This window comes from Microbacterium sp. NPDC055442, assembly GCF_053644215.1.
On the sequence record NZ_JBSHLF010000001.1, the window covers coordinates 633,506 to 657,588 of the forward strand.

22 protein-coding genes are annotated in these 24,083 nt (G+C 68.8%); 7 read left to right on the top strand and 15 right to left on the bottom strand.

Features of this window, described 5'->3' with window-relative positions; all coding sequences use genetic code 11:
• Window positions 1–175: 175 nt before the first annotated feature.
• From ACWIBS_RS03110 to rplJ, 5 genes are all read right to left on the bottom strand, one after another.
• Window positions 176–1,066 carry a carbohydrate ABC transporter permease gene (locus ACWIBS_RS03110; RefSeq protein WP_376125329.1) on the bottom strand — a complete coding sequence of 297 codons (891 nt, stop codon included), beginning with the start codon at window positions 1,064–1,066 and terminating at the stop codon, window positions 176–178.
• On the bottom strand, window positions 1,063–2,427 hold the full coding sequence (locus tag ACWIBS_RS03115; protein ID WP_376125327.1) for a carbohydrate ABC transporter permease: 1,365 nt from the start codon (window positions 2,425–2,427) through the stop codon (window positions 1,063–1,065). The genes ACWIBS_RS03110 and ACWIBS_RS03115 overlap by 4 nt, the downstream gene beginning before the upstream one ends.
• A 28-nt stretch (window positions 2,428–2,455) precedes the next feature.
• Window positions 2,456–3,763: an ABC transporter substrate-binding protein gene (locus ACWIBS_RS03120; protein ID WP_376125324.1), complete on the bottom strand. Its 1,308-nt coding sequence runs from the start codon at window positions 3,761–3,763 to the stop codon at window positions 2,456–2,458.
• A gap of 253 nt (window positions 3,764–4,016) precedes the next feature.
• Window positions 4,017–4,403 carry a 50S ribosomal protein L7/L12 gene (gene rplL, locus ACWIBS_RS03125; protein ID WP_376125322.1) on the bottom strand — a complete coding sequence of 129 codons (387 nt, stop codon included), beginning with the start codon at window positions 4,401–4,403 and terminating at the stop codon, window positions 4,017–4,019.
• Between the two features lie 116 nt (window positions 4,404–4,519).
• Complete coding sequence (gene rplJ, locus ACWIBS_RS03130) at window positions 4,520–5,035, bottom strand: 50S ribosomal protein L10 (protein WP_376125320.1); 516 nt, start codon at window positions 5,033–5,035, stop codon at window positions 4,520–4,522.
• 351 nt (window positions 5,036–5,386) lie between these two features.
• Between rplJ and ACWIBS_RS03135 the strand changes: the two genes are divergently transcribed.
• Window positions 5,387–5,689, top strand: a complete 303-nt coding sequence (locus ACWIBS_RS03135) for a hypothetical protein (protein WP_376125317.1) — start codon at window positions 5,387–5,389, stop codon at window positions 5,687–5,689.
• Here ACWIBS_RS03135 and ACWIBS_RS03140 read toward each other — a convergent pair whose 3' ends face one another.
• Together ACWIBS_RS03140 and ACWIBS_RS03145 are read right to left on the bottom strand one after the other, a co-directional pair.
• Window positions 5,690–5,998 (bottom strand): helix-turn-helix domain-containing protein, encoded by a 309-nt coding sequence (locus tag ACWIBS_RS03140; RefSeq protein WP_376125314.1) that lies wholly within the window; start codon window positions 5,996–5,998, stop codon window positions 5,690–5,692.
• Window positions 5,999–6,098: 100 nt separating this feature from the next.
• Window positions 6,099–7,379 (bottom strand): helix-turn-helix transcriptional regulator, encoded by a 1,281-nt coding sequence (locus ACWIBS_RS03145; protein WP_376125312.1) that lies wholly within the window; start codon window positions 7,377–7,379, stop codon window positions 6,099–6,101.
• Window positions 7,380–7,507: 128 nt separating this feature from the next.
• Here ACWIBS_RS03145 and fdhA point away from each other — a divergent pair, with 128 nt between their 5' ends.
• From fdhA to ACWIBS_RS03175, 6 genes are all read left to right on the top strand, one after another.
• Window positions 7,508–8,728 carry a formaldehyde dehydrogenase, glutathione-independent gene (gene fdhA / locus ACWIBS_RS03150; RefSeq protein ID WP_376125311.1) on the top strand — a complete coding sequence of 407 codons (1,221 nt, stop codon included), beginning with the start codon at window positions 7,508–7,510 and terminating at the stop codon, window positions 8,726–8,728.
• A gap of 26 nt (window positions 8,729–8,754) precedes the next feature.
• Window positions 8,755–9,156: a GlcG/HbpS family heme-binding protein gene (locus tag ACWIBS_RS03155; RefSeq protein ID WP_376125308.1), complete on the top strand. Its 402-nt coding sequence runs from the start codon at window positions 8,755–8,757 to the stop codon at window positions 9,154–9,156.
• 133 nt (window positions 9,157–9,289) lie between these two features.
• Window positions 9,290–9,949 carry a YqaJ viral recombinase family protein gene (locus ACWIBS_RS03160; protein WP_376125306.1) on the top strand — a complete coding sequence of 220 codons (660 nt, stop codon included), beginning with the start codon at window positions 9,290–9,292 and terminating at the stop codon, window positions 9,947–9,949.
• A 136-nt stretch (window positions 9,950–10,085) separates the two neighbouring features.
• Window positions 10,086–11,771 (top strand): MDR family MFS transporter, encoded by a 1,686-nt coding sequence (locus ACWIBS_RS03165; RefSeq protein ID WP_376125304.1) that lies wholly within the window; start codon window positions 10,086–10,088, stop codon window positions 11,769–11,771.
• A gap of 11 nt (window positions 11,772–11,782) precedes the next feature.
• Window positions 11,783–12,247 (top strand): MarR family winged helix-turn-helix transcriptional regulator, encoded by a 465-nt coding sequence (locus tag ACWIBS_RS03170; protein ID WP_376125301.1) that lies wholly within the window; start codon window positions 11,783–11,785, stop codon window positions 12,245–12,247.
• Between the two features lie 77 nt (window positions 12,248–12,324).
• A complete protein-coding gene (locus ACWIBS_RS03175; RefSeq protein ID WP_376125298.1) occupies window positions 12,325–13,323 on the top strand; it encodes an NADP-dependent oxidoreductase in 999 nt (332 codons plus the stop codon).
• Window positions 13,324–13,330: 7 nt separating this feature from the next.
• Here ACWIBS_RS03175 and ACWIBS_RS03180 read toward each other — a convergent pair whose 3' ends face one another.
• The 8 genes from ACWIBS_RS03180 to ACWIBS_RS03215 form a co-directional block, all read right to left on the bottom strand.
• Entirely contained in the window at window positions 13,331–14,362 is a 1,032-nt protein-coding gene (locus tag ACWIBS_RS03180) for a fatty acid desaturase family protein (RefSeq protein ID WP_376125295.1), read from the bottom strand.
• A gap of 189 nt (window positions 14,363–14,551) precedes the next feature.
• The gene (locus ACWIBS_RS03185) at window positions 14,552–16,477 is read right to left on the bottom strand and encodes an SDR family NAD(P)-dependent oxidoreductase (protein WP_376125293.1); all 1,926 of its coding nucleotides are present in this window, start codon (window positions 16,475–16,477) and stop codon (window positions 14,552–14,554) included.
• A complete protein-coding gene (locus ACWIBS_RS03190; RefSeq protein WP_376125290.1) occupies window positions 16,474–17,964 on the bottom strand; it encodes an FGGY-family carbohydrate kinase in 1,491 nt (496 codons plus the stop codon). The genes ACWIBS_RS03185 and ACWIBS_RS03190 overlap by 4 nt, the downstream gene beginning before the upstream one ends.
• A gap of 23 nt (window positions 17,965–17,987) precedes the next feature.
• On the bottom strand, window positions 17,988–19,640 hold the full coding sequence (locus tag ACWIBS_RS03195; protein WP_376125288.1) for a glycerol-3-phosphate dehydrogenase/oxidase: 1,653 nt from the start codon (window positions 19,638–19,640) through the stop codon (window positions 17,988–17,990).
• Between the two features lie 49 nt (window positions 19,641–19,689).
• The gene (gene lsrF, locus ACWIBS_RS03200; RefSeq protein WP_376125286.1) at window positions 19,690–20,562 is read right to left on the bottom strand and encodes a 3-hydroxy-5-phosphonooxypentane-2,4-dione thiolase; all 873 of its coding nucleotides are present in this window, start codon (window positions 20,560–20,562) and stop codon (window positions 19,690–19,692) included.
• Window positions 20,555–21,607: an ABC transporter permease gene (locus ACWIBS_RS03205; RefSeq protein WP_376125284.1), complete on the bottom strand. Its 1,053-nt coding sequence runs from the start codon at window positions 21,605–21,607 to the stop codon at window positions 20,555–20,557. The genes lsrF and ACWIBS_RS03205 overlap by 8 nt, the downstream gene beginning before the upstream one ends.
• Window positions 21,604–22,575, bottom strand: coding sequence for an ABC transporter permease (locus ACWIBS_RS03210; RefSeq protein WP_376125282.1), 972 nt, complete (start codon window positions 22,573–22,575; stop codon window positions 21,604–21,606). The genes ACWIBS_RS03205 and ACWIBS_RS03210 overlap by 4 nt, the downstream gene beginning before the upstream one ends.
• The gene (locus tag ACWIBS_RS03215; RefSeq protein WP_376125280.1) at window positions 22,572–24,071 is read right to left on the bottom strand and encodes a sugar ABC transporter ATP-binding protein; all 1,500 of its coding nucleotides are present in this window, start codon (window positions 24,069–24,071) and stop codon (window positions 22,572–22,574) included. Before ACWIBS_RS03215 ends, ACWIBS_RS03210 begins: the two co-directional genes overlap by 4 nt.
• Window positions 24,072–24,083: the final 12 nt, after the last annotated feature.

The window sequence follows — 24,083 nt, forward strand, 5'->3', positions numbered from 1 at the left end:
AACCGGCGACCGGTCATCGAGTAGCGCGGAGCGCGTATCGAGATGTGGGGGAGAGCATTGACGCTGCTGCGCAGCGTCAATGGCTTGCTTGCATCTCGATACGGCCGCTGCGCGGCCTACTCGATGATGAGTCACCGCGCATCAACGCTGCTTCGCAGCATTGATCCGCGGTGACTCATTTCTGCGAGCCGGCGAGGAGCGCCTGCACGAAGTAGCGCTGGAACGCGAAGAAGACGATGAGCGGCACGATCATCGACAGGAACGCCCCCGAACTCAGCACGTCGATGTTCGATCCGAACTGGCGCAGCTGAGACTGGATCGCGACCGTCAGCGGCTGCGACTGGGAGTTGGTGAAGATGAGGGCGACGAGCATGTCGTTCCACGTCCACAGGAACTGGAAGATCGCCAGTGAGGCGATCGCCGGCAGTCCCAGCGGCAGGATGAGCTGGAAGAAGATCCGCCAGTCCCCCGCGCCGTCGATACGCGCGGCTTCGAGCAGTTCGGCGGGCACCTGCGTGAAGAAGTTCCGCAGCAGGAAGATCGCGAACGGCAGCCCGAAGGCGACGTGGAAGAGGATCACCCCGAGCACGCTGCCGAAGATCCCGAGCGTGCCGAACAGGCGCGCGAGCGGGATCAGCGCCACCTGCACGGGAACGGCGAGCAGGATGATGACGACGATGAGCAGCCAGTCGCGACCGGGGAACTGCATCCACGCGAACGCGTAGGCGGCGCACGCCCCCAGCAGCACGACGAGCAGCGTCGAGGGCACGGCGATCACGATCGTGTTCCAGAACGAGCCCGTGATGGTGGGGTTCGAGAGCAGGTTCGCGTAGTTCTCGAGCGTCAGCTCGGCGGGCTTGGTGAAGACGGTCCACCACCCCGAGGAGGCGTTGTCTCCCGAGCTGCGCAGCGACGTGAGGAACAGGCCGATCGTCGGAACGAGCCAGAACAGCGCCACGATGATGAGCACGACGTTGACGATGCTCGAGGTGAACACACCGACGATCTTCTGCGCGGTGGTCTTCTTGCCGCGGACGATGCCGAGATCCGCTGAGGCCGCGCTCATCGGCTGCGCTCCTCACGGAAGCGGCGCACGTTGATGATCATCGACGGCAGCACGAGGATCAGCAGCAGGATCGCCAGCGCCGATCCGAGACCCTGGTTGCTGCCGCCGCCGAACGAGACGGTCCACATCTCGACGGCGATGACGTTCGCCGCCGGTTTGGAGACGCCGGGCGGTATGACGTAGACGAGGTCGAAGATCTTCAGGACGTTGATGATGAGCGTCACGATCACGACGACGAGCACGGGAGCGAGCAGAGGTGCGGTGATCTTCGTGAACACCTGCCATTCGTTCGCACCGTCCATGCGCGACGCCTCCTGCAGCGACCGGTCCATGGCAGACAGACCCGACGCGATCATGACCATCGCGAAGCCCGCCCAGATCCAGATGTACGACAGGATGATGACCGCGTTGATGAGCGAGGGACCGAGCCAGGAGACGCCCTGGAAGCCCTCGTCGAAGTTCGTCGCCGGCAGCGCGACACGGTAGGTCTCCCCCGCCGTGAGTCCTTCGATGAGGAAGGTCCCGTCGGCTCCCGTCGTCGCGTAGCCGTGGATCGAGCCGTCGGGTGCCACGGCGTCCACGCGCACACCCGGAAGGCCGCTCTTGCCGTCGCCGATCTCGCCGTTGACGCCCCCTCCGCCCGAGACGACGTCCAGGAACACCGTTCCGGCGAGTTCGGTGTCGCCCGGCGCCGCCGCCGCGACCGCTTGCGTCGCGTCGGGCGGGATGTTCGACTGACGGATGCCGGTGAGCGGGAAGTCCTGCACGCTCCCCGGCGACAGCTCCTCTTCGGAGGCGATCGTCCCGCGGTCGGCGATGACGCCGAACCCGTCGCGCGGGGTCGCTCCCGGATAGCCCGCCTCGTTCGAGAACGCCCTGTCGACGCCGACGACGACGGCGTTGACGACGCCGAGGTTCGGGTCCTCCTGGAACATGCCGCGGAAGATGACACCCGCTGCGAGCATCGAGATCGCCATCGGCATGAAGATGATGAGCTTGAACGCCGTCTTCCACTTCAGCTTCTCCAGCAGCACGGCGAAGATGAGCCCCAGGATCGTGCACGCCAAGGGCGCCACGATCACCCACATGACGTTGTTGCGGATCGCGGTGAAGGTGCTCTCGTTCGTGAACATCGTCACGTAGTTCTCCCAGCCCACGAACGCGTCACCGCGCTGGCTGTAGAAGGACCGGATGACGGTGTAGACGATGGGATACACCACAAGCGCGCCGAGCACGACGAGCGCGGGCCCGAGGAACGACGCGAGGATGAGGGTGCGCCGCAGACGCCCCTTGCCCGGGTCACGAGCAGTCTGCTCGCTCCCCGGGCCCGGGTCCGCCGCGGTCTCGACGAGAGCGGTCACGGTAGGTCCGATTCCCAGTGGCGGGGCGTCAGTATGCCGCGACGGCCGCCGCTTCCAAGGCTTCCATCGTGCCCTGGATGTCAGAGGGATCGGCGTAGAAATCGATCATGATCTGCCAGAACCCGGCACCGACCGTGCCTCCGAAGGCGCTCGGCGTGAGATCGGACATGTCGAATCGGAACGTCTCGGCACCGGTCAGGGCCTCGGCGATCTGGCGCGCCGTGTCGTCGGGATACAGCGACGTGTCGACGTTGTTGTTGGGCGAGGTGAGACCACCGTTGGGCACCCAGATCTCGGCCGCCCCGGGCGACGCCAGGTACTGCATGAGTGCGTCGGTCGCTTCGTCGTCGACGAACTGGATGGCGACATCGCCGCCGCCCACGACGGCCGGAGTCGAACCGTTGATCGACGGGAAGTCGTAGAAGAGCGCGTTCTCGCCGACGACCGAGTTCCCGTCATCGGTGATGTTGCCCGCGACGAAGTCACCCTCGTAGACGGTGCCGGCCTGCGGGTCTGCGCCGAAGACGGCCGTGACGCTCTCGGGGAAGGTCCGCTGGGCGCCGCCGGGCTGCAGCACATCGCTCGACCACAGCGTCGCCATGACCTCGAGGGCCTCCGCGACCGACGGATCGGTCCACGGGATCTCGTGGTTCGTGAGCTGGTCGTACTTCTCGGCACCGGCCGTGCGCAGGTAGACGTTCTCGAACCAGTCGGTCAGCGGCCAGCCCACGTCGGCGCCGACCGAGATGCCCGAGTATCCGGAATCCTGCACGAGCTGGAGCTGCTCGAGGAAGCCGTCCCAGTCCTCGGGCTCGGATGCTCCCGCTTCGTCGTAGATGTCGGCGTTGTACCAGACGGTCGACTTGTTGGCAGCCTTGAACCACACCCCGTACAGCTCGCCGTCGACCGATCCGAGGTCGATCCAGCTGTCGGAGTAGTTCTCTTCGACGGCGCTGCGGGCTGCGTCGCTCAGCGGGATGAGATCACCGGCGGACGCGAGCGACTGCATGAGCGCCGGCTGCCCGATGACCGCCACATTGGGCGGCGAGCCGCCCTCGAGCTGGCCCTGCAGATACGTCGGTCCGTTGTCCCCGAAGCTCGTGTAGTCGACCTGGGCGCCCGTATCCTCCGAGAACTTCTGCAGCACCGCTTCGAAGTTGGACTGTTCAGCTCCCGACCACGCTGCGGCGACCGTGAGGGTCTGCCCCGAGAAATCTCCCTCGACGGTTTCTCCGCCACCGTCCCCTCCACCGCCGGCGCATCCGGCGACGAGAAGACCGGCGGCTCCGAGTGCGACGACGGAAACGGCACTGCGAGTACGGCTGCGTGCGTTCATCTGCGATCCCCTTCGGTGTTGCGGTGTGCGTGCTGTGTCGCGGGAGCGATGCGAATCCCTCCCACGTGGGTCACCGTAGGACTCCACGTCGCGCGCGGCAAGCCCCCCGCCGCCAGCGCGATCACATCGATATACTCCCGCACACGCACGAAGACCCCCGGGCGAACCCGGGGGTCTTCGATGTCGCATCAGACGACGGGGAGATCTCGACTCGGCCGCTGCGCGGCATCCGGGATCTCTTCGTCGGTCGTGATTACTTGAGGGTGACGCTCGCGCCGGCCTCTTCGAGCGAAGCCTTCGCCTTCTCAGCGGCTTCCTTGGTCGCGCCCTCGAGCACGGCCTTGGGAGCGCCGTCGACGACGGCCTTGGCCTCGCCGAGACCGAGCGAGGTGAGCTCGCGAACGACCTTGATGACCTGGATCTTCTTGTCACCGGCGGCCTCGAGGACGACGTCGAACGAGTCCTTCTCTTCGGCCTCTTCGGCGGGTGCGCCACCGGCCGGTGCGCCAGCGGCGACGGCGACGGGAGCGGCAGCGGTGACGTCGAAGGTCTCCTCGAAGGCCTTGACGAACTCGCTGAGCTCGATGAGCGTGAGCTCCTTGAACGCGTCGAGCAGCTCGTCAGTGCTGAGCTTTGCCATGATGTGTCTCCTTGTATCTCGATACGGCCGCTTCGCGGCCTACTCGATAACCGATTGATACGGCCGCTTCGCGGCCTACTCGATAACCGATTGTTTGTTTATGCCGAAGCCCGATGTCAGGCCGCGGACTCCTGCTTCTCGCGCAGCGCGTCGACCGTGCGAACGGCCTTCGACGGGAGCGCGTTGAAGACGTATGCCGCCTTGGTCATCGTGGCCTTCATCGCGCCGGCGAGCTTCGCCAGCAGGACTTCACGGCTCTCGAGCTCGGCGAGCTTGTTGACCTCATCCGCGGTCAGAGGGTTTCCGTCGAAGAAACCGCCCTTGATCACGAGAAGAGGGTGTGCCTTGGCGAAGGCGCGCAGACCCTTCGCGACGGCGACCGGGTCACCGTGCACGAACGCGATGGCCGACGGACCCTTGAGGTCGTCGTCCAGCGACGTGATCCCCGCGTTGTTCGCGGCGATCTTGGTCAGCGTGTTCTTCACCACGGCGTATTCCGCGTCCTGACGAATGCTGTTGCGCAGCTCCTTGAGCTGGGCAACCGTCAGACCGCGGTACTCGGTCAGCAGAACGGCGGTCGAGTCCTCGAAATTCTTCGTGAGCTCGGCGACCGATGCATCCTTCTGCGCCATGGCCACTCCTTGTGTGTACGAGACGCTCCGCGATGACGGTGCGCCGGCCGCAGACATCTGGTTCTTCCCGCAGGGAAATGAAAAGAGCTCCGGCGCAAGCGCACGGAGCTCTGGAAGAAGTTCGTGTCACCTGCGCGGGCCCCTGCATTTCGCAGAGCTTCGATCGATGTGCGCTCACACGCACGCCGATGACCGGCGGTCTTTGGCTTCGACCAGAGTACGTGAGGACGCGTCGCTCACCAAATCGGAGCTTCCTCCCCACCGCGGTGCCGCGACGCCCTGTCCACCGACGTTGCTCTCACACACGGTGGACACGCGCCGCACGTCGGATGCCCGCCGTACCGTCCCGGCATGCTCCGACTCATCGGCCCAGACGAACATCCCGCAGATCCCGCGTATCGCGTGCCCTGGCGGGTCGATCGATCGAATCCGCCGTGGTGCCGCGTCGTCAACGAGGGACCCGACGAGCTCACGCACGTCTCGACGCAATTCTTCGGCGACGGGTGGATGGAGCCCGCCATTCCGCGCGCGTCGATCCGACCCGGGCAGAGCCTGCGGATCGCCCTGTGGCCGAACACCGTCGACTCTGCACGCATCACGGTGCACTGGCGGGTGGGGCCCACTGCCGAGTACGCTTGGACCTTCGTGATGTAGTCAGGCGATCCGGTCGCGCGGCCGCCAGAAGCGCGCGTCGACCTCGGACACGCGCGTGGGCCGGTCCTCCCCCGTGAGGGCGTACGGATCGATGCCGCGGAACAGCTCCCCCAGGTCGACCTCGAGGACACCCGCGATCTTGAGCACCGTGAGCAGTCGCGGATTCGACCCCCTCTCGATCTTGCGGATGTTCGACACGTCGAGGTCGGCGACGGCAGCGAGGCCCTCGGCCGTGAGCTTGCGTGCCATCCGGTGGGCCGTGAGGCGACGACCGAGCTCGACACGAGGGTCGATGTTCTTCGAGGGCACTCTTCAGTGGTACCGAGCGTCGAGTGTAAAGGCGAAGGCTCACAGACAAGGGGTTATAAACCTCCGCGGGTTCCGCCCTCCGGGATCGCCGGCGGAGCACTCACCCCGACTCGGTCGCGAGCCCGGTTTCGAGATACAGCGCCGTCGCCTCGGCCCGACTGCCCACGCCGAGCTTGCGGTAGATCTTCGCGACGTGGAACTTGACGGTGTTCTCGCTGATGGCCAGCGCTGTGGCGATCGCACGGTTGCGACGGCCGGTCGCGAGGTGCGCGAGCACTTCGACCTCCCGCGGGCGCAGGCCCCACTGGGTCACCGCCGCCACGGCGCGCGGAGGATCGAGCGGAAGGACGATCGCGATCTCCGTCCCCCATCCCGGTGTCGCCTCGACCGACAGCCGGCCGTCGAGCGCATGCACGCGGTGCCGGATGAGCTTCAGCTGCGACGAGGCGTCCGACAGATCCCCCGGTCCGTCGTCGCGCATGTCGATGAGCAGGTTGGTCCCGTCGCAATCCCACTGGACGCGCACGCGGCCCACCCGCGGACGATCGATGAGCGCGAGGATCGACCCCCGCACAACGGCACGGGCTCCCTGCGCGACTTCGCTCGGCAGGGGCCGCCCATCGGCAGGCGGCTCGACGAACTGCACGTCGATCTCGCGATACCGCACGAGCGGCCGCAGATCGTCGCGGAGGCGCTCGAACGCCGTCGTCACGGGCTCCTCGGTGGCGGTCCTGACGCGATCGCTCGCGGTGCGCAACTGCACGAGCCCGGATGCCGCGATCCCCGTCGCCGTCTGCCGCGCCGATCGATCGTCGAGCGATGCCGACCGAAGCGCCGCGAGGACCGATTCCAGCGTCGTGGAGTACTCGTCCGCGAGCTCTGTCAGCGCTTCCATCCGCTCGCCCGCGCTCGCCCGCGCGAGCGTGAGGTAGTCAGGGGTCGCCGCATCAGCGAGCTCCTGCACGCGCAGCGCGACGACGTTCCACAGCTGGAGGACCGTCGCGGCGCGGTCGTCGGCGGAGCCGGCCCCGTTCTGCGGGTTCGCCATGACCATCAGCGCACCGTTTCGCGAGACGACCTGCAGCACCGGGACCGCTGTGCCGGCGGCATCCATCTCACCCACCGCGACGGTGTCGGGGTGCTGGGTCCGGCGCAGATCGTCGAGGGCGAGGAAGGACACGCGCTCGACGAAGGCGGGGTCTCCCACGCCCCGTCGATGCCCTCCCCCGGCGTCGGCGGCGAGGATGATGAGCCCGTCGTGCGGCACGAAGGCGGCGAGCAGTTCGGACAGCCGCGCGGGGAGCGCCGTGGCGGGTACCCCCACGACATCGGCGAGATCTCGCAACGTGTGCTCTGTGCAGGCGTGTCCTCCGTCGGGCATGACCTCACGGTACGCGCCGCCCACCCGTTCGGGTAGTCCTGACAGTTCGCCCGGCGGATCGCGCCACCCGTCCCGATGGGCGAATCTGGACACACAGCGGGTGATACCGAAGAAGAAGGAGGACGACGATGTCAGCCAACAGAGCAGTGGCCTACAAGGGTCCCGGCATGGTCGAGGTCATCGACACCGATTTCCCCGAGTTCGAGCTCAAGGACGGGCCGGGGGTCAACCCCGCGAACGTCGGGCGCAAGGTTCCGCACGGCGCGATCCTGCGTACGGTCGCGACGAACATCTGCGGCTCGGACCAGCACATGGTGCGCGGTCGCACGACGGCACCGGCGGGACTCGTCCTGGGGCACGAGATCACGGGCGAGGTCGTCGAAGTCGGTCCCGACGTCGAATTCATCAGCGTCGGCGACATCGTCTCGGTCCCCTTCAACATCGCGTGCGGGCGGTGCCGCAACTGCAAAGAGGGCAAGACGGGCATCTGCCTCAACGTCAACCCGGACCGTCCGGGCAGCGCATACGGCTACGTCGACATGGGCGGGTGGGTCGGCGGACAGGCGGAGTACGTGCTCGTACCGTACGCGGACTGGAACCTGCTGCGCTTTCCCGATCGCGACCAGGCTCTCGAGAAGATCCTCGACCTGACGATGCTGTCCGACATCTTCCCGACCGGCTTCCACGGCGCTTACACGGCGGGAGTGGGCCCGGGCTCCACCGTCTACATCGCGGGTGCGGGTCCCGTCGGCCTCGCCGCCGCCGTCGGCGCGCAGCTGCTCGGTGCGGCCGTCGTCATCGTCGGAGACCTCAACGCCGATCGGCTCGCCCAGGCGCGCTCCTTCGGCTGCGAGACGGTCGACGTGTCGCAGGGCGACCCCGCCGCGCAGATCGAGCAGATCCTCGGCGTGCCCGAGGTGGACTGCGGCGTGGACGCGGTCGGATTCGAAGCACGAGGACACGGATCGGATGCCGCGCACGAGGCGCCGGCGACGGTGCTCAACTCGCTCATGGACATCACCGCGGCGGGCGGCGCGCTGGGCATCCCGGGCCTGTATGTCACGGGGGATCCGGGTGGGATCGACGAGGCCGCGAAGGTCGGGTCGCTCTCGATCAACCTCGGTACCGGCTGGGCGAAGTCGCTGTCGTTCACGACCGGGCAGTGCCCCGTCATGAGATACAACCGGCAGCTGATGATGGCGATCCTCCACGACAAGGTGCAGATCGCGAAGGCCGTGAATGCCACGCCGATCTCGCTCGAGGACGCACCGAAAGGCTACGCCGAGTTCGACCAGGGCGCCGCGAAGAAGTACGTCCTCGATCCCAACGGCTACATCAAGACCACCTGAACGCACACCAACGAAAGGACCACCCCATGACGAACGTCACTCTCGCCGACGCGCGCCGCGTGATCGAGGCCGCCGAGAAGCGGGCCGTCGAGATCGGTCAGCCCATGAACATCGCCGTCGTCGATTCCGGCGGCAACCTCGTCGCCCACGTCCGCCAGGACGGCGCCTGGATCGGCAGCGTCAACATCTCGATCAACAAGGCCTGGACCTCGAAGGCCTTCGACATCTCGACGAAGGACCTCGGCGACAACTCTCAGCCGACCCAGCAGTTCTTCGGCATCCAGAACACCAACGGCGGCAAGGTGGCGATCTTCGCCGGCGGCATCCCGCTCTCCAAGGACGGCGTCGTCGTCGGCGCGGTGGGAGTCTCGGGCGGCTCGGGAGAGCAGGACCACTCGGTCGCCGAAGCGGGCGCTGCAGCGTTCTGACGCCGCGGCACCGGCCTCATGCGCCGCGGACGTGACGTCGGCGCATGAGGCCGTGCTCCGCGCCGACGGCGGAATGCGGCCGTCAGCGCGTGCCGGGTCATGCCCGTCGCCGGGTCGGCGTAGGGTCGAAGCCGTGACCCCCGAACTCGCCGCGCGCATCGTCGCGGACTCCCGTGACCGGGTGGCGTGGGTGCGGGCTCGCTCGCGGGGGATCACGGCGACGGACGTCGCCGCACTCACGTCAGAGCGTGCGATCCCTCGCGCGGCAGACGCGAAGCTGCTCGGCTCCGGCTTCTCGGGCAACGCCTACACGGCGCATGGTCGTCGGCGCGAACCCGAGATCGCCGCGTGGGTCGCCGCGACGCACGGCATCCAGCCCTCTTCCGCGCTGTTCCACGCCGCCGTCGAGAAGCGCCATCTGGCCACACCCGACGGCGTCGCGGTGGACGGCCGTGGGCGCGTGACCCTCGCCGAGATCAAGACGACGAACAAGCCGTGGCGCAGCATCCCGCGCACGTATCTGCGTCAGATCTTCTGGCAGCAGCACGTCCTCGGCGCCGAGCGCACTCTCGTCGCCTGGGAGCAGCACGACGATTTCGTGCCCGTCGCCGATGAGCCCCGCTGCGCGTGGGTCGATCGCGACGAAGACGAGATCGCCAAGCTCGTGCAGCTGGCGACGTCGCTCATCGACGAATTGCACCGGCGTCACCTGCGCGGACGGCCCGAGAGCGATCGGATGCCGCAGCCCGCTGCCCCGCGTCACCCGTTCCGCGCGCTCGCCCTCGCCGACTGACCGCCGCCATACGCCTACCCCGTGAGGTCGGCGTCAGCGTGATCAATAGTTGACAGAAGTCAACGACATGCATATCGTTGACCTTTGTCAACTTTCGCGCCAGTGCTGCCGCGGTTCTCCTCGACGAAGGACGCCCATGGCAGCCAAGACCCCCGCGCTCACCGAATCCGGCATGACGCACCGCCAAGTGCTCCAGGCCCTTTCCGGCCTGCTGCTGGGCATGTTCGTGTCGATGCTCGCCTCGACCGTCGTCTCGACCTCGCTCCCCGTGATCGTCCACGATCTCGGCGGGGATCAGGCCGCCTTCACCTGGGTCGTGACGGCGACCCTGTTGACCACGGCGATCTCGACCCCGATCTGGGGCAAGCTCGCCGACCTGTTCAACCGCAAGCTCCTCATCCAGCTCGCGATCGCACTCTTCGTCCTCGCGACCGCGGCGGCGGGATTCGCCCAGGATCCCGGCACGCTCATCGCGTTCCGGGCCGTGCAGGGCCTGGGTGCCGGCGGTCTCGCGGCGCTCAGCCAGATCATCATGGCCGACATCATCAGCCCGCGCGAGCGCGGCCGGTACATGGGACTCTTCGGCGCCGTCATGGCCCTCGCGACGATCGGCGGCCCGCTCCTGGGCGGCGTCGTCACCGACTCGCTCGGCTGGCGCTGGAACTTCTACATCGCGATCCCCTTCGCGATCGTCGCGCTGATCCTGCTGCAGGTGACCCTGAACGTGCAGCAGACGAAGCGGAAGGCGCACATCGACTATCTCGGCATCGTCCTGCTCTCGGCGGCCGTCTCGCTCCTGCTCATCTGGATCACGAACGCCGGCACGGACTACGAGTGGTGGAGCCTGACGACGATCCTCATGGTCGGCGGTGCGCTGATCTCGACGGTGGTGTTCGTCGTGGTCGAGCTGCGGTCGCGCGAGCCGCTCATTCCGCTGCGCATGTTCCGCAACCGCACCTTCACGCTCTCGGTCCTCGCCTCGATCGCGACCGGCATCGCGATGTTCGGCGCGTCGGTGTTCCTCAGCCAGTACATGCAGATGGCACGCGGCGCGACGCCGACCGAAGCCGGGCTCATGACGATCCCCATGATCGGCGGACTCCTCGTCTCATCGGTCGTCGTCGGCCAGCTGATCAGCCGTTTCGGCAGGTGGAAGAGCTACCTCGTCGTCGGATCGATCCTGCTCATCGCGGGTCTGTGGCTGCTCACGACGATCGAGTACGACACGAACTTCGTCCTCGTCTCGATCTACATGTTCCTCATGGGCGCCGGCGTCGGCATGACGATGCAGAACCTCGTGCTCGTCGTTCAGAACACCGCCCGACCCGAAGAGATCGGCGTCGCCTCATCCGGCGTCACCTTCTTCCGCAGCCTCGGCGGCACGGTCGGCGTGTCGGTCATGGGTGCGGCTCTGGCCACGACCGTCGCCGACCTCTTCACATCGAGCAAGGAGGCCCTGGCCACGGCCATCGAGAGTCTCGGTCCCGAGGGGGCCGCCGTCGCGGAGCAGCTGCAGTCCGGCGCACTCCCCGCCGTCCACTCGCTCCCCGCGAGCGTGCAGGTCATCGTCGAGGACATCTACGCGCAGGGGATCTCGAACTCGTTCCTGATCGCCGTGCCGTTCGCTCTCCTGAGCCTCATCGCTGTCATCTTCCTGCCGAACACGCCCCTCACCCGCATGACGACGAAGGAGCGCCTGGAAGCCGGCGAGGCCGATCTGGCGACGGTGTCGGCAGCCGAAGGAATGAGCTCGATCACAGCGACAGGTCCGATCCCGACGACGGATGCCACGGCTCGCCGCTCGCGCCGCGGCCGTCGCTGATGTCGACCCCGATGACCGGGCCCGACGCGCCTGACACCCGCGCAGACGCCGTGCGGGCGCTCGAGGCCGAGTTCGGCGAGCTGTTCACCCACGTGCGCCGACTCCTCGCCGGCAACGCCGACCGGATGAGCCCCGGCATGCTGCCCGGCGAGTACAAGGTGTTCACGACGATCGTGCGGCGCGAGCAGGTCACGCTGTCGGCCCTCGCCGACGCCCTCATGGCGGACAAGGGCCAGATCAGCCGCACCGTGCGCGGACTCGAGAAGCAGGGCTTCATCCAGCGCACACCCGATCCCGCCGACGGCCGCTCGAGCCTCCTCTCGCCGACATCGCTCGGCCTCGAACGACTCGCCATCGCCCGCGCGCCGCAGGAGGGCGGCATCCTCACGGCGCTCGAGGCCTGGTCGGTGGACGACATCCAGGATCTGACGCGCCTGCTGCACGCCCTCACGCAGGGAGGACCGGCGGCTCGGTGACGCGCACGGGCCGCCCGACGGCCCGGGAATCCGATTGACTGGATGCTGCGCATCGCGCGCGCACGAAAGGACCCGTCATGACCTCGGCCTCAGCCACCGCCCCCCGCCTTCCGGAGCGCATGCGGGCGATCGTGTTCGACGCGCCGGGCGATCCGTCGGTGCTGCGCGAGACGACGCTCCCCGTCCCCGCTCCCGCGCTCAGCGAGCTGCTCGTGCGTGTCGTCGCCGCCGGCATCAATCCGATCGACGCGAAGACGCGCGGCGGCACGGGCGTCTCGGGACTCATCGAGTCGTTCCCGTCGACGCTCGGCTACGACGTGAGCGGCGTCGTCGTGCGAGCGCCGTACGAATCCCACCCGATGCAGCCGGGCACGCCCGTCTTCGGCATGGTGCCCTTCCCCCGCTCGGGCGGCACATACGCCGAGTACGTCGTACTCCCCTCGCTCTCTGCGGCGCTCAAGCCCGAATCGCTGTCGCACGCCGAGGCGGCCGGGGTGCCGCTCGCGGCGCTCACCGCGTGGGGTCTCGTCGTCGACACCGCCCGGGCGCACGCGGGTCAGCGCATCTTCATCCACGCCGGGGCGGGCGGCGTGGGCCACGTCGCCGTGCAGCTCGCGGCGCATTTCGGAGCGCACGTGACGGCGACCGGATCGGAGCGCAATCTCTCATGGTTGCGCGAGCTCGGTGCATCCGAGGTCGTCGACTACCGCACGACGCGCTTCGAAGACGTCGTGAGCGACGTCGATGTCGTGATCGATCTCATCGGCAACGTGCGCGACGACACCGGCACGCGCTCGCTGGGCGTCCTGCGTCCCGGCGGCCTCTACATCCCCGTCGCGACGGGGTCCTGGCCGGACTACGCCGCCGCGGCGCATGCGGCGGGGGTTCGTGCGACCTCGTACAAGGTCATCCCCGACGGGCGCGCCCTCGCGACGATCGCCGGGCTCATCGACAGCGGCAGCCTGCGGATCCACGTCGACGACGTCTTCGATCTGTCGGATGCCGCCGCGGCCCACGCGCTCCTGGAGCAGGGTCACGCGCGCGGGAAGATCGTCCTTCGCGTCAGCGACGACTGATCACGCGTCAGGCGGGGCGGTAGGTCGAGACCATCGGGCAGTCGAACGGGTCGCGCGCGGCCAGCCCCACGCGGTTGAGGTACTCGATCACGATGCCGTAGGACTGCAGGATCGTCGTCTCGGTGTAGGGCACGTTGAGCGTGCGGCACTGCTCCATGACGATCTCGCGCGTCTTGGCGAGGTGCGTGCGCGGCATGCTCGGGAACAGGTGGTGCTCGATCTGGTAGTTGAGTCCGCCCATGAGCCACGTCGCCCACCAGCCGCCCGAGACGTTGCGCGAGGTGCGGACCTGCTTCGTGAAGAAGTCGAGCTTCGCATCGGGCGCGATGACGGGCATCCCCTTGTGGTTCGGAGCGAACGACGCCCCCATGTAGACGCCGAAGACGGCGAGCTGCACGCCGAGGAACGCGAACGCCATTCCGAGCGGGAGGAAGAAGAAGACGGGACCGACGAAGACGGTGAACCGCAACGCGATGAGGCCGAGCTCGCGCCAGCGGTCCTTGACGGGACCGCGGCTCAGCAGGTGCTTCAGGCCCAGGTAGTGCAGGTTGAGTCCCTCGAGCGTGAGGAGCGGGAAGAACAGCCACCCCTGCTTGCGCGTGATCATGCGGCGCAGGCCGCGTGCCGTCGCCGCATCCTCGTCGAGGAACGAGATCGTGTCGATCTCGATGTCGGGGTCCTTGCCGACGCGGTTCGGGTTGGCATGGTGGCGCGTGTGCTTGGTCGTCCACCACGACAGGCTGATGCCGACGATGCCGTTCGCGAGCAACCGGGCGAGCCGGTCGTTGGCGGGCCCGGCCGTCAGGATCTGTCGGTGGGCGGCTTCGTGCGCGAGGAAGGCGACCTGGGTGAACAGAATGCCGAGGGCACCCGCGATCAGCAGCTGGAACCAGCTGTCTCCGAGCAGCACGAAACCGGTGATGGCGCCGCCGAAGCCCAGAGCGATCAGGACACCGACGAAGGCGTAGAACCAGGGCGCACGACGCAGCAGACCGCTCTCGCGCACCACCTGAGCCACATCCGTGTATGCCCGCGCCATCGGCGGGAAGTCAGCGGTGCCGGCGTAGGTCTGCCGAACAGGACCGAGCCGAGGCTCGAGGGTGGTGGCGGAGATGAACGCACCTGCTCTTTCGATCGGGACCAGTCGGCCGCAAAAGCCAAAGGCAGTCGCCGATCGCTGAGGTCTACGCTACGCGGCCCACATGTCGCGGACGGCATGTTGAGCGGGTCAGATCACGCGGTCGTTGCCGCCGTCGACGCTCAGGTGCGCGCCCGTCGTCGCGGGGAACGATTCGCAGAACGCCACGACCGCCTCGGCCACCGTCGCACTGCGCACCTCGACGCGCAGCAGGTTGCGCGTGCGGTACTGGTCGACCGTCAGGCCGTAGTGCGCGGCTCGCGCCTCGAGCAGCTCGGGGCTCCAGATGGCGGTGTCGAACACCGCATCCGGTTCGACCTGGTTGACGCGAATGCCGTCCTCTGCCCACTCCAGTGCGGCGACCCGCGCCAGCTGTGCCGCGGCGGTCTTGCTCGCCGAGTAGGCCGCGACGCCCGGGCCGGGCGCTGCGACGTTCTTCGTCGACACGAGGACGACGCGACCGCCGCGCGGCGAGCGCGCGAGGAGCGGATGCACCGCCCTCAGCAGTCGCGCCGGGGCGGTGACGTTGACCCGGAAGGCCCGGTCCCACACGTCGTCGTCGAGCTCGGCGATGGGCTGCGAGGGCGGGAAGATGCCCGCCGCGATCACGACGATGTCGACTCCGCCGAACTCGCGCACGGCGAGATCGAGCGCTTCGTCGATGACCGCGGAATCGCTCACGTCTCCGACGACGCCGCGCCATGCGTCACCGGCCACGACCGAGGTCACGTCGGGCGAGAGGTCGATGCCGACGACGGCGGCGCCCTCGGCCGACAGCTGCTCGGCGACGGCGCGGCCGATGCCCGACGCGGCGCCCGTCACGATGGCGACTTCGCCCGTGAGCGGCTTGCGTGTGCGCCCGGCGAGCTTGGCCTGCTCGAGGCTCCAGTACTCGATGTCGAACGAATCCGCTTCGTCGAGCGAGCGGTACCCACCCAGCCGGTCGGCGGCGTCGATGACGTCAATCGTGTGCAGCGCGACATCGGCGGTGACACGAAGCGCCGCGACGGACTCCCCCGCGAAGAGGCAGCCGAGGGCGGGGTCCATGATGACGCGCGGCGCCGGATCCAGCGGCGTGATCCCGGTCGTCGCGCGGGCGCGATTGCGGTCGACGTACGCACGGTAGGCCGCCGCATACGCGTCGACATCGCGCCCCACGAGGGGGCTGCGCTTCGTATACAGAACGTGCTCGGGCGTCGCCGTGCCGCGACCGGTGAGCTCGGTGAGATCGGCTCGGCGCGCGAACGCGTCGGCGCGCGCCGAGGCGGACTGCCGCAGCAGCATCGGACGCCCGGCCGCCTCGGACACCGCCTGACGCAGCGACGCGATCTCCGCGGAGTCGCCGGTTCGGGCGACCGTCGCGCCCGGGTCGCCCCAGTTCGCCACTCCGACGGCGGCCGACGCACGGTCGACGAGCTCGCGGTGCCGCGCGAGAACGGCGTCGGCGTCGTCACCGAAGGTGAAGAGTCCGTGGTTGGACAGCACGACGGCGTCGGCTCCACTCACATCCGTGTTCGCGATGAGGCGGGCGAGCGGGAATCCGGGCATGACGTACGGCAGCACGAGGACACCGTCGCCGAGAGCTTCGGCGATGTCCGCGGCCGCGACGTCGCGGTTGGTGAGCGACACGATCGCGTCGGCGTGCGAGTGCAGAACCACCCTGCCCGGCAGATACGCGTGCAGCAGCGCCTCGATGGAGGCCGTCGGCGCCGACGCGTCGAGCGAGGCCTGGCGCAGCTCGTTGACCATCGTCGCGTCATCGAGCTCGTCGAGCTGCAGGATCTCGTCCAGTCGCGCGCGACGCAACGGCGCGAACCCGGCCGCCTCGATCGTGCCGAGGTTCCAGCCGCTGCCCTTGACGAGCACGAGATCGACGGGCGCGCCCGTCACATCCATGCCGACCGTCTTGATCGAGGTGTTCCCCCCGCCGTGGAGCACGTACGAAGGGTCACCGCCGAGGTCGCGACTGACGCGCACGATGTCGTCGAGGGCGGTCCGGTGGTCGATCGAAGTCATGCTGAGGCCTCCCAGACCGCATCCATCGCCGCGAGCACGCGGTCGAACGTCGCCGCCTGCCGCTCGTAGTCGACCGCGCACTCGCCGGGGACGACGACGAGCGCGGGGTCGGGTTCGGTGTTCCACGCGCCGGTGTCCATGCCGACGCCACGCGCTGCCAGCCAGGCGACGCCACGCGCGCCGAGCTCGGTGCCGAGCTGTCGCCGCATGGGGTGGCCCACGACATCGGCGAACATCTGCGCCCACAGCGCGTTCTTCGCGCCGCCTCCGGCCAGTGTCCACGGACCGTCCGAGACGGCGGCACCGCTCGAGCGCACCTTGTCGAGCTGGACACGGTGGTATTGGGTGATGCCCTCGGCCACGGCGCGCGCGACGTGCGCGTACCCGTGACTGCCCTTGATGCCGATGAACGTGCCCGAAGCGCCGAGGTGCTCGGGAGCGCCGTGGATGAACGGCAGGAAGAGCAGCCCGTCGGCGAGCGGCGGCGCCTTGTGGCCCGCGTCGAGCAGGTCGCGGGGAGTGACGGGAATAGTCGCGCTCGCGCCGAGCAGCCCGGCGGCCCACTCGATGCTGGCAGCCGATGTCGGGGCGACCTCCATCGCGAGCATCGCGGTCGGATCGGGCAGGAGGGCGTTGATCGTCACGCGCGGCGGCTCGGTGTCGGCGGGCACGACGACGCTGTTGATCGCCCAGGTGCCCACGATGACCGTGACGTCGCCGAGTGTCGTCGAGCCTGCTCCGAGCGGGCTGGCGACGCAGTCCATGCAGCCGGCGACGACGGGCGTGCCGGCGGGGACACCCGTGCGAACCGATGCCGCCTCGGTGACCGCGCCCGCGATGTCGTCCGAGCTTCGCAGCTCGGGGAACAGGCGCGCCGTGTCGGCGGGAAGGCCCAGCAGATCGAGCACGGCCGGCTCGTAATCGCGGGTCTTCAGGTTGACCAGGCCGCATCCCGACGAATCGGACAGGTCAGCGCTCGCCGTTCCCGTCAGACATGCCGTGAGCCAGTCCTTGCACGTGAGAGCCCAGCGGGCGCGAGCGAGCGTCTCCGGCTCGTTGTCGTGCAGCCAGCGCAACACGACGGCAGGCTGCGCGGCCCAGGGCATCGATCCCGTCAGCAGGCGCACCCGCTCGACCTCGTCGGCATCGAGCGCCGCCACGACGCCCTCGGCTCGGTGGTCGGTCGACGCGATCGCGGCGCGCACGGGACGAAGATCCTCGTCTGCCAAGTACAGTCCGTTGCCGTGACCGGTCGCGCCGATCCCGGCGATGGTCCAACCCTCGCGTTCCAGCTCCGCCGTGAGATCGCGCAGCACGTCGGCGACGACGTCCCACAGCGCGTCCATGTCGACTTCCTGGCGTTCGCGCGACACCGCGACACGCGGATTGGGGGCCGACACGGTGCGGATCTCACGCCCGGACTCGTCGAAGGCGGCGGCCTTCGCCGAGGTCAGCCCGACATCGATGCCGATGACACAGGTGCTCATGATGGTTGTCGTCCTCTCCGCGCTCAGGGCGTTCCGGCCACGGCGGGCCGCGTTCGCAGCGCCCTCGGCACGAAGCGGCGAGCCGATTCACGGTAGCGCGCGATCTCGGACTCGGCGTGCTCCGGCGTCCACCCGGCGTAGGCGACGAGCACGGCGGCGGCTCGCGGCGCGCACGCGAGGCCGACGTCGCCGTTCAAGGCGATCACCGTTCGGCGCAGCAGGACGTCTTCGAGGCTCAGAGCCCCCTCCTCGCGCACGGCGTGCACGATCTCGGCGGCGATCGCGCCCGTTTCGTCGTCGATGACCTCTGCGAGGGTGGGATCGGATGCCGCGAGCATCTCGATGTCGCGAGCGAGCGCTCCGTAGACGTCGGCCAGTCGCGCGGCGCTGCGTGCGGGAAGCGCACTGCGCGCGACGAACGAGGCACGGAAGCGGGCGACGCTCTCGGCGGGAGCACCGGGGAAGCGCGCCTCGCGTGTCGGCGACGCTTCGCGCGGCATCCCGAGCTGCTTCTCGATCTTGCGCAACACCTGCTCACCGAGGGCACGGTGCGTCGTGTACTTGCCGCCGATGACAGTCAGAAGCCCCGCGGAGTCGCCGTCGTGGGTGACGATCTCGCTGTCGCGGCTGACCGACGAAGGGTCGGTGAGGTCGGCGACATAGGGCAGCGGGCGGACACCCGAATACGACCAGAGCACGTCGTCGGGGGTGAGTCCCGCGTCGGGGATGATCGTGTTCACCGACTCCAGCAGGTACGCCACTTCGTCGTCGTCGATCGCGATGTCCTCGATCGATCCGTCGTACGGCAGGTCGGTCGTGCCGATCATGAACCGACCGTCCCACCAGGGCAGCACGAACATGGGCCGGCCGTCCTTCGGGGAGTCGAAGAAGACGCACGTGTCGGGAACGCCGGGGAAGGCGTCCACGATGAGGTGACTGCCCTTGGTCGGACCGATCCGGCGAGCGTGGGAACCGGCGAGGTCCAGCACGGAGTCGACCCAGGGTCCGGCCGAGTTGACGACGACGGGCGCACGCAGTTCGAGGTGCTCCCCCGTCTCGCGGTCGCGGTAGACGACACCGGCGATGCGGCCGCGTTCGCGCAGGAGCGCGGTGACGGGCGTGTGCGTGAGGATCGTCGCGCCGCGCCGGTCGGCGTCGATCGCGAGCTCGAGCGCGAACCGCTCCGTGACGGGGACGTGTGCGTCCTGGAAGAGCCCACCCCAGCGCACGCCCGCACGTGCGACCGACGGCCAGTCGCGCTTGAGTCGACCCGGCAGCACGATGCGGTTGAGCGGCAGGCGCTTGCCGATCGCGAGCACGTCGTGCAGGATCAGCCCGCACGACATGAGCCACCCGGGGGTCTTGTTCCACTTCGCGAACGGGATGAGCATGGGGTACGGCAGCACGAGGTGCGGCGCCGTCTTCAGCAGGATGTTGCGCTCGCGGATCGACTCGAACACGAGCGGGATCTCCAAGCGCGGCAGGTACTTGAGCCCCCCGTGGATGAGCCGGGTCGAGATGGCCGAGGTGCGGGCGGCGATGTCGTCGCGATCGATCATGACGACGTGCAGGCCGCGCGCGGCGGCTTCCCGGGCGATGGCCAGGCCGTTGATCCCCGCGCCGATGACGACGACGTCCGCCGTCCGGGGCGCGCTGTGGGTGCGCAGAGTGGGCATGTGGATCCTTCGACGCTGCGGGCGCCCCGAGGGGCGCCCGCAGACCGGTTCAGTGGGAGAGGGACTGGAAGAGGTCGAACGCCTCGGCGGGGGTGAGCCCGTCGTGCACGACCCCGCGCACGGCCGAGAGCATCGCGGCGGGGTGCTCGGACTGGAACACGTTGCGGCCCATGTCCACACCTGCGGCGCCCTCCTGGATCGCCTGGTACGCGACGCGCAGTGCCTCTTGCTCTTCGACCTTCTTGCCGCCGGCGATGACGATCGGCACGGGGCACGCGCTCGTGATCGTCTCGAAGCCCTCTTCGACGTAGTAGGTCTTCACGAAGGCCGCGCCGAGCTCGGCGCTGATGCGGGTCGCGAGACGGAAGTAGCGCGCGTCGCGCACCATGTCGCGCCCGACCGCCGTGACGGCCAGGACGGGGATGCCGGCAGCCTGGCCCTGGTCCACGAGAGTCGTCATGTTCTTGACCGACTTCGTCTCGTTCTCACCGCCGATGAACACCTGTACGGCCAGCGCGGCGGCATCCAGACGCACGGCGTCGTCGATCGAGACCGCGATCTCTTCGTTCGAGAGGTCGTTCAGCACGCTCGGCCCACCCGAGGCGCGCAGCACGATGCCCTTGCCGTTGTCGGCGGGGATCGTCGTGCGCAGCGCGCCGCGCGTGCACATGAGGGCGTCGGCCTGCGGGACGAGCGGCAGGATGGAGCGATCGAGTCGTTCCAGTCCCGACGTCGGGCCCTGGAAGTACCCGTGGTCGAAGGCGAGCATGACGGTCTTGCCGTCGGCGGGGTCGAAGACACGCGAAAGCCGTGCGCGCATGCCCCAGTCCTGGCCCGCCTGCCCCTTGAGGTGGAAGCCGTCGTGCGTCGCGATCGCGCCCGAGAAGTCGGTTCCGTCGCGGAGGTCGTCGAGGTCAGCCATGAATGGGCTCCTTCTCTGTTGTGGTGGTGGGCGTCGCGGTGCGCGAGCCCGGGGTCATCGATGCACGCAGGCGTCGGATGCTGCTTCTGCCTGTGCCGGTCGCGGTTGACGCGACGACGACGACGAGCACGACCAGGACGCCCTTGAGGACGTTCTGGGCCCCGACGGACCACCCGACGAGGTTGAGCAGGCCCGAGAGCAGCACGAAGAACAGCGCACCCGTCCACGCGCCGACGGGCACGGGCCGGCCGCCCGAGATGAGCGTGCCGCCGATCACGACGACGGCGATCGAGTCGAGCATGTAGGAGGTGCCGAGAACGGTGCTCGGTGAGATGAAGGCAGCGAGGAGACCGCCGACGAGGCCCGCGAAGCCCGCGCTCAGCAGGTACGCCGTCGCCGTGACGGCGGCGACCTTGAGGCCCGCGCGCTCCGCCGCGCGCTCGCTCTGACCGACGGCGACGATGGACAGGCCGAGACGCGTGTGGCGCAGCACGAACCAGATGACGATCGTGACGAGCACGACGAGGATCGCGATGAGCGGGACGCCGAGGACCTTGGCGTTGACGAACGCGCGCAGCGCCGGATCGGCCGAGCTTCGTGCCGAGTCGGCGAGCAGCAGCGTCGCGCTGGTCACGACGAGACTCGTCGCGAGCGTCGCGATGATGGGCGGGACGCGCAGCAGAAGGATCGCCGCGACGCTCACGAGCCCCGCGACGACCCCCGCGCCGGCCGCCGCGACGAGTCCGACGAGGGGGCCCGCCGTGGCTCCGACGGCGACCGAGACGTACGACGACATCGAGACGATCGTGCCGACCGAGACGTCGATGTTGCCGGGCCCGAGCGTGATGACGAGCATCTGCCCGAGCGCGACGAGCACGAGGAAGGGCGCGAGCGAGAGCGCCTGCGTCAGCGGGTCGAAGGGCGCGCCCGGGCGCACGGCGACGATGAGCGCCCATACCGCGAGCACGCCGATGAGCGACCAGCCCCACGCCGGCCAGCTGAATCCGCGACGAGCGCGCGGGGCGGAGTTGTCGATCGCGGTCATCGTACGAACCTCTCGGTGATGATGCGGCCGGCCAGCACGGCGATGACGATGAGTCCCTGTGCGGCGGACTGCAGGCTGGAGGGCAGGTTGATGAGACTGAGCAGCACGGTGATGAGGCCCAGCGTGACGGCGCCCAGCGTCGTGCCGATCGGCATCGCGCGGCCTCCGGCGAAGGTGCCTCCGCCGAGGATGACCGCGGCGATCGTCATGAGCGTGTACTCGCTCGCGGCGTTGATGTCGCCGGACCAGGTCTGCGAAGCGAGCAGGAGACCCGCGACGATCATGAAGGCGGCGGCGATCACGTAGGCCGTGACCCGGGTGCCGATGAGGGAGACACCGGCTTTCTCGAGCGTCGGCGCCTGCGAGCCGAGCGCCCGCATCCTGGTGCCCACCTGGGCCCGGCGCGTCACATACCAGGCCACGAGCGTCGCGATCACGATGAAGATGATCGGCGCGGGGAACCATGTCGGACGCCACGTCGAGATGACGGAGAGCCATTCCGGCGTCGCACCGCCGGGCGTCGGCCGGATCTGCAGGCCCACCCCCAGCCATACGAAGGACATCCCGAGGGTGATGATGATCGACGGCACACCGCGGCGCTGCACGACGTAGGCGATCAGGGCGTACGCGACGAAGATGCCGACGATCGACAGCACCGCCATGACGGGCGCTTCCAGGAAGAGCGTTGCGGCGATCACCGTCACGAGACCGACGAGATAGCCGACGCTCAGGTCGATGTCGCCGACGCTCATGATGATCATCTGGGCGTGCGCGGCGAGCACGAGCGGCACCGACGACATGAGCATGAGCGTCAGGCCGGGAACGCTCAGGATGCCGGGCTGGAGTGTCGCCGTCACGATGAAGATGGCGATGAGGGCGACGAGCGACAGCAGGGCCGGCGAGCCGTTGACAGCGCCGACGCGCAAGCGCTGCGCGGTCGTGGGGAAAGAAGCGGTGGCGGTGCTCATCGTGCGTGCTCCTGAGTGCGATCGTCGCTGCCGAACGAATCGGCGATGATGCGGTCCTCCGTGATGTCCTCGCCGGCCAGCTCGCTCACGATGCGGCCGGAGCGGAAGACATAGACGCGGTCGCAGTGAGCCATCTCGCCGTTCTCGGTCGAATACCAGACGATCGAGCGTCCCCGCGACGCTTCGACGCGCATCAGGGCGTAGAGCTCGTTCTTGGTCGAGACGTCGACGCCGCGGAACGGGTCGTCCAGCAGCACGAGCGTCGCGTCGGTCGCGAAAGCGCGGGCGACGAGCACCTTCTGCTGGTTCCCGCCCGACAGCGACATGATCGGGGCGGGTGCCCCGCCCTTGATCTTGAGCCGCTGCACCCACTCGCCGGCGAGTGCGCGTTTCGCGCCGGATCGGATGACGCCGGCCACCGCGAGGTCGCGCGAGGCCGAGACGGTCAGGTTGTCGGCGACGCTCCACAGGGGGAAGACGCCGCTGGTCTGACGATCGCCGGGCACATAGGCGCGGCGTTTGGCGACGGTGACTCCGCGGGCCCGCGTCCACAGGCGCCGCAGGAGCGCATCCTGTCCGTGGCCGGCGAGACCCGCGAGGCCGACGATCTCGCCGGGCTGGACGACGAACGGGACCGAGCCGTCGTCGCGCAGTCGCGCGACGGTTCCTTCGTGGGCGATGTCGGTGGGCTCACTCGTCGTGACGCGCCGCATCGTGGCGGTGTCGGCGTGGACCTCGCCGCCCATCGTCGTGAGGAGGCCTTCCTCAGTGGCATCCGCTGCCGGAAGCGTCTCGACGATGCGGCCGTCCTTCATGACGGCGATTCGGTCGGCGTTGGCGAGGACCTCCTGCATGCGGTGCGAGATGAGCACCATGCTGACGCCGGATGCGGTCAGCTCGCGCAGGTGCGCATAGAGCTGTCGCGTCGCATCGACGCTCAGCGACTCGGTCGGCTCATCGAGGATCAGCATCGCGAGTTTCGGCGTGCACAGCGCGCGGGCGATCTCGACCATCTGGCGCTGCGCCATCGTGAGATCGCTCGTACGGCGCAGAATCGCGACGCCGTGACCGGGGAAGACGTCGTCGAGCTTCTCGGCGACGCGGTGCTCGGCGGTGCGCTTCCAGGAGAGGCCGCGCGCTGCGCCATCGGACAGCGCGATGTTCTCGGCGACCGTCAGGTCGGGGCACAGCGCCAGCTCCTGATAGATCATGCGCACCCCCGCCCGGGCGGCGGCGCGCTGATCCCACGCACCGCCGCCGCGCCAGGAGACGAGGCCGGTGTTCGGCTGCTCGCGGCCGGCGAGCACGCGCATGAGGGTGCTCTTTCCGGCGCCGTTGTGGCCGACCAGACCGAGGATCTCTCCCGCGTTGACGGTGACGTCGATCCCCGTGAGGGCCGTCGTGCTGCCGTACCGCTTGGACACGTCCGTCGCGGTGAGGACGATGCCGGCCGCTCGGGGCGGTGCGGCGCTGTCGCGCCGTGTCGCGGATGTCATCGAGTGTGCTCC

Coding starts and splice junctions, on each gene's coding strand:
- ACWIBS_RS03185 (WP_376125293.1), bottom strand. CDS start 16,477: ATGACTTCGATCGACCACCGGACCGCCCTCGACGACATCGTGCGCGTC.
- ACWIBS_RS03175 (WP_376125298.1), top strand. CDS start 12,325: ATGACCTCGGCCTCAGCCACCGCCCCCCGCCTTCCGGAGCGCATGCGG.
- ACWIBS_RS03210 (WP_376125282.1), bottom strand. CDS start 22,575: ATGAGCACCGCCACCGCTTCTTTCCCCACGACCGCGCAGCGCTTGCGC.
- ACWIBS_RS03145 (WP_376125312.1), bottom strand. CDS start 7,379: ATGCCCGACGGAGGACACGCCTGCACAGAGCACACGTTGCGAGATCTC.
- ACWIBS_RS03155 (WP_376125308.1), top strand. CDS start 8,755: ATGACGAACGTCACTCTCGCCGACGCGCGCCGCGTGATCGAGGCCGCC.
- ACWIBS_RS03195 (WP_376125288.1), bottom strand. CDS start 19,640: ATGCCCACTCTGCGCACCCACAGCGCGCCCCGGACGGCGGACGTCGTC.
- ACWIBS_RS03215 (WP_376125280.1), bottom strand. CDS start 24,071: ATGACATCCGCGACACGGCGCGACAGCGCCGCACCGCCCCGAGCGGCC.
- ACWIBS_RS03135 (WP_376125317.1), top strand. CDS start 5,387: ATGCTCCGACTCATCGGCCCAGACGAACATCCCGCAGATCCCGCGTAT.
- ACWIBS_RS03120 (WP_376125324.1), bottom strand. CDS start 3,763: ATGAACGCACGCAGCCGTACTCGCAGTGCCGTTTCCGTCGTCGCACTC.
- fdhA (WP_376125311.1), top strand. CDS start 7,508: ATGTCAGCCAACAGAGCAGTGGCCTACAAGGGTCCCGGCATGGTCGAG.
- ACWIBS_RS03170 (WP_376125301.1), top strand. CDS start 11,783: ATGACCGGGCCCGACGCGCCTGACACCCGCGCAGACGCCGTGCGGGCG.
- ACWIBS_RS03190 (WP_376125290.1), bottom strand. CDS start 17,964: ATGAGCACCTGTGTCATCGGCATCGATGTCGGGCTGACCTCGGCGAAG.
- ACWIBS_RS03165 (WP_376125304.1), top strand. CDS start 10,086: ATGGCAGCCAAGACCCCCGCGCTCACCGAATCCGGCATGACGCACCGC.
- ACWIBS_RS03180 (WP_376125295.1), bottom strand. CDS start 14,362: ATGGCGCGGGCATACACGGATGTGGCTCAGGTGGTGCGCGAGAGCGGT.
- lsrF (WP_376125286.1), bottom strand. CDS start 20,562: ATGGCTGACCTCGACGACCTCCGCGACGGAACCGACTTCTCGGGCGCG.
- rplL (WP_376125322.1), bottom strand. CDS start 4,403: ATGGCAAAGCTCAGCACTGACGAGCTGCTCGACGCGTTCAAGGAGCTC.
- ACWIBS_RS03205 (WP_376125284.1), bottom strand. CDS start 21,607: ATGACCGCGATCGACAACTCCGCCCCGCGCGCTCGTCGCGGATTCAGC.
- rplJ (WP_376125320.1), bottom strand. CDS start 5,035: ATGGCGCAGAAGGATGCATCGGTCGCCGAGCTCACGAAGAATTTCGAG.
- ACWIBS_RS03110 (WP_376125329.1), bottom strand. CDS start 1,066: ATGAGCGCGGCCTCAGCGGATCTCGGCATCGTCCGCGGCAAGAAGACC.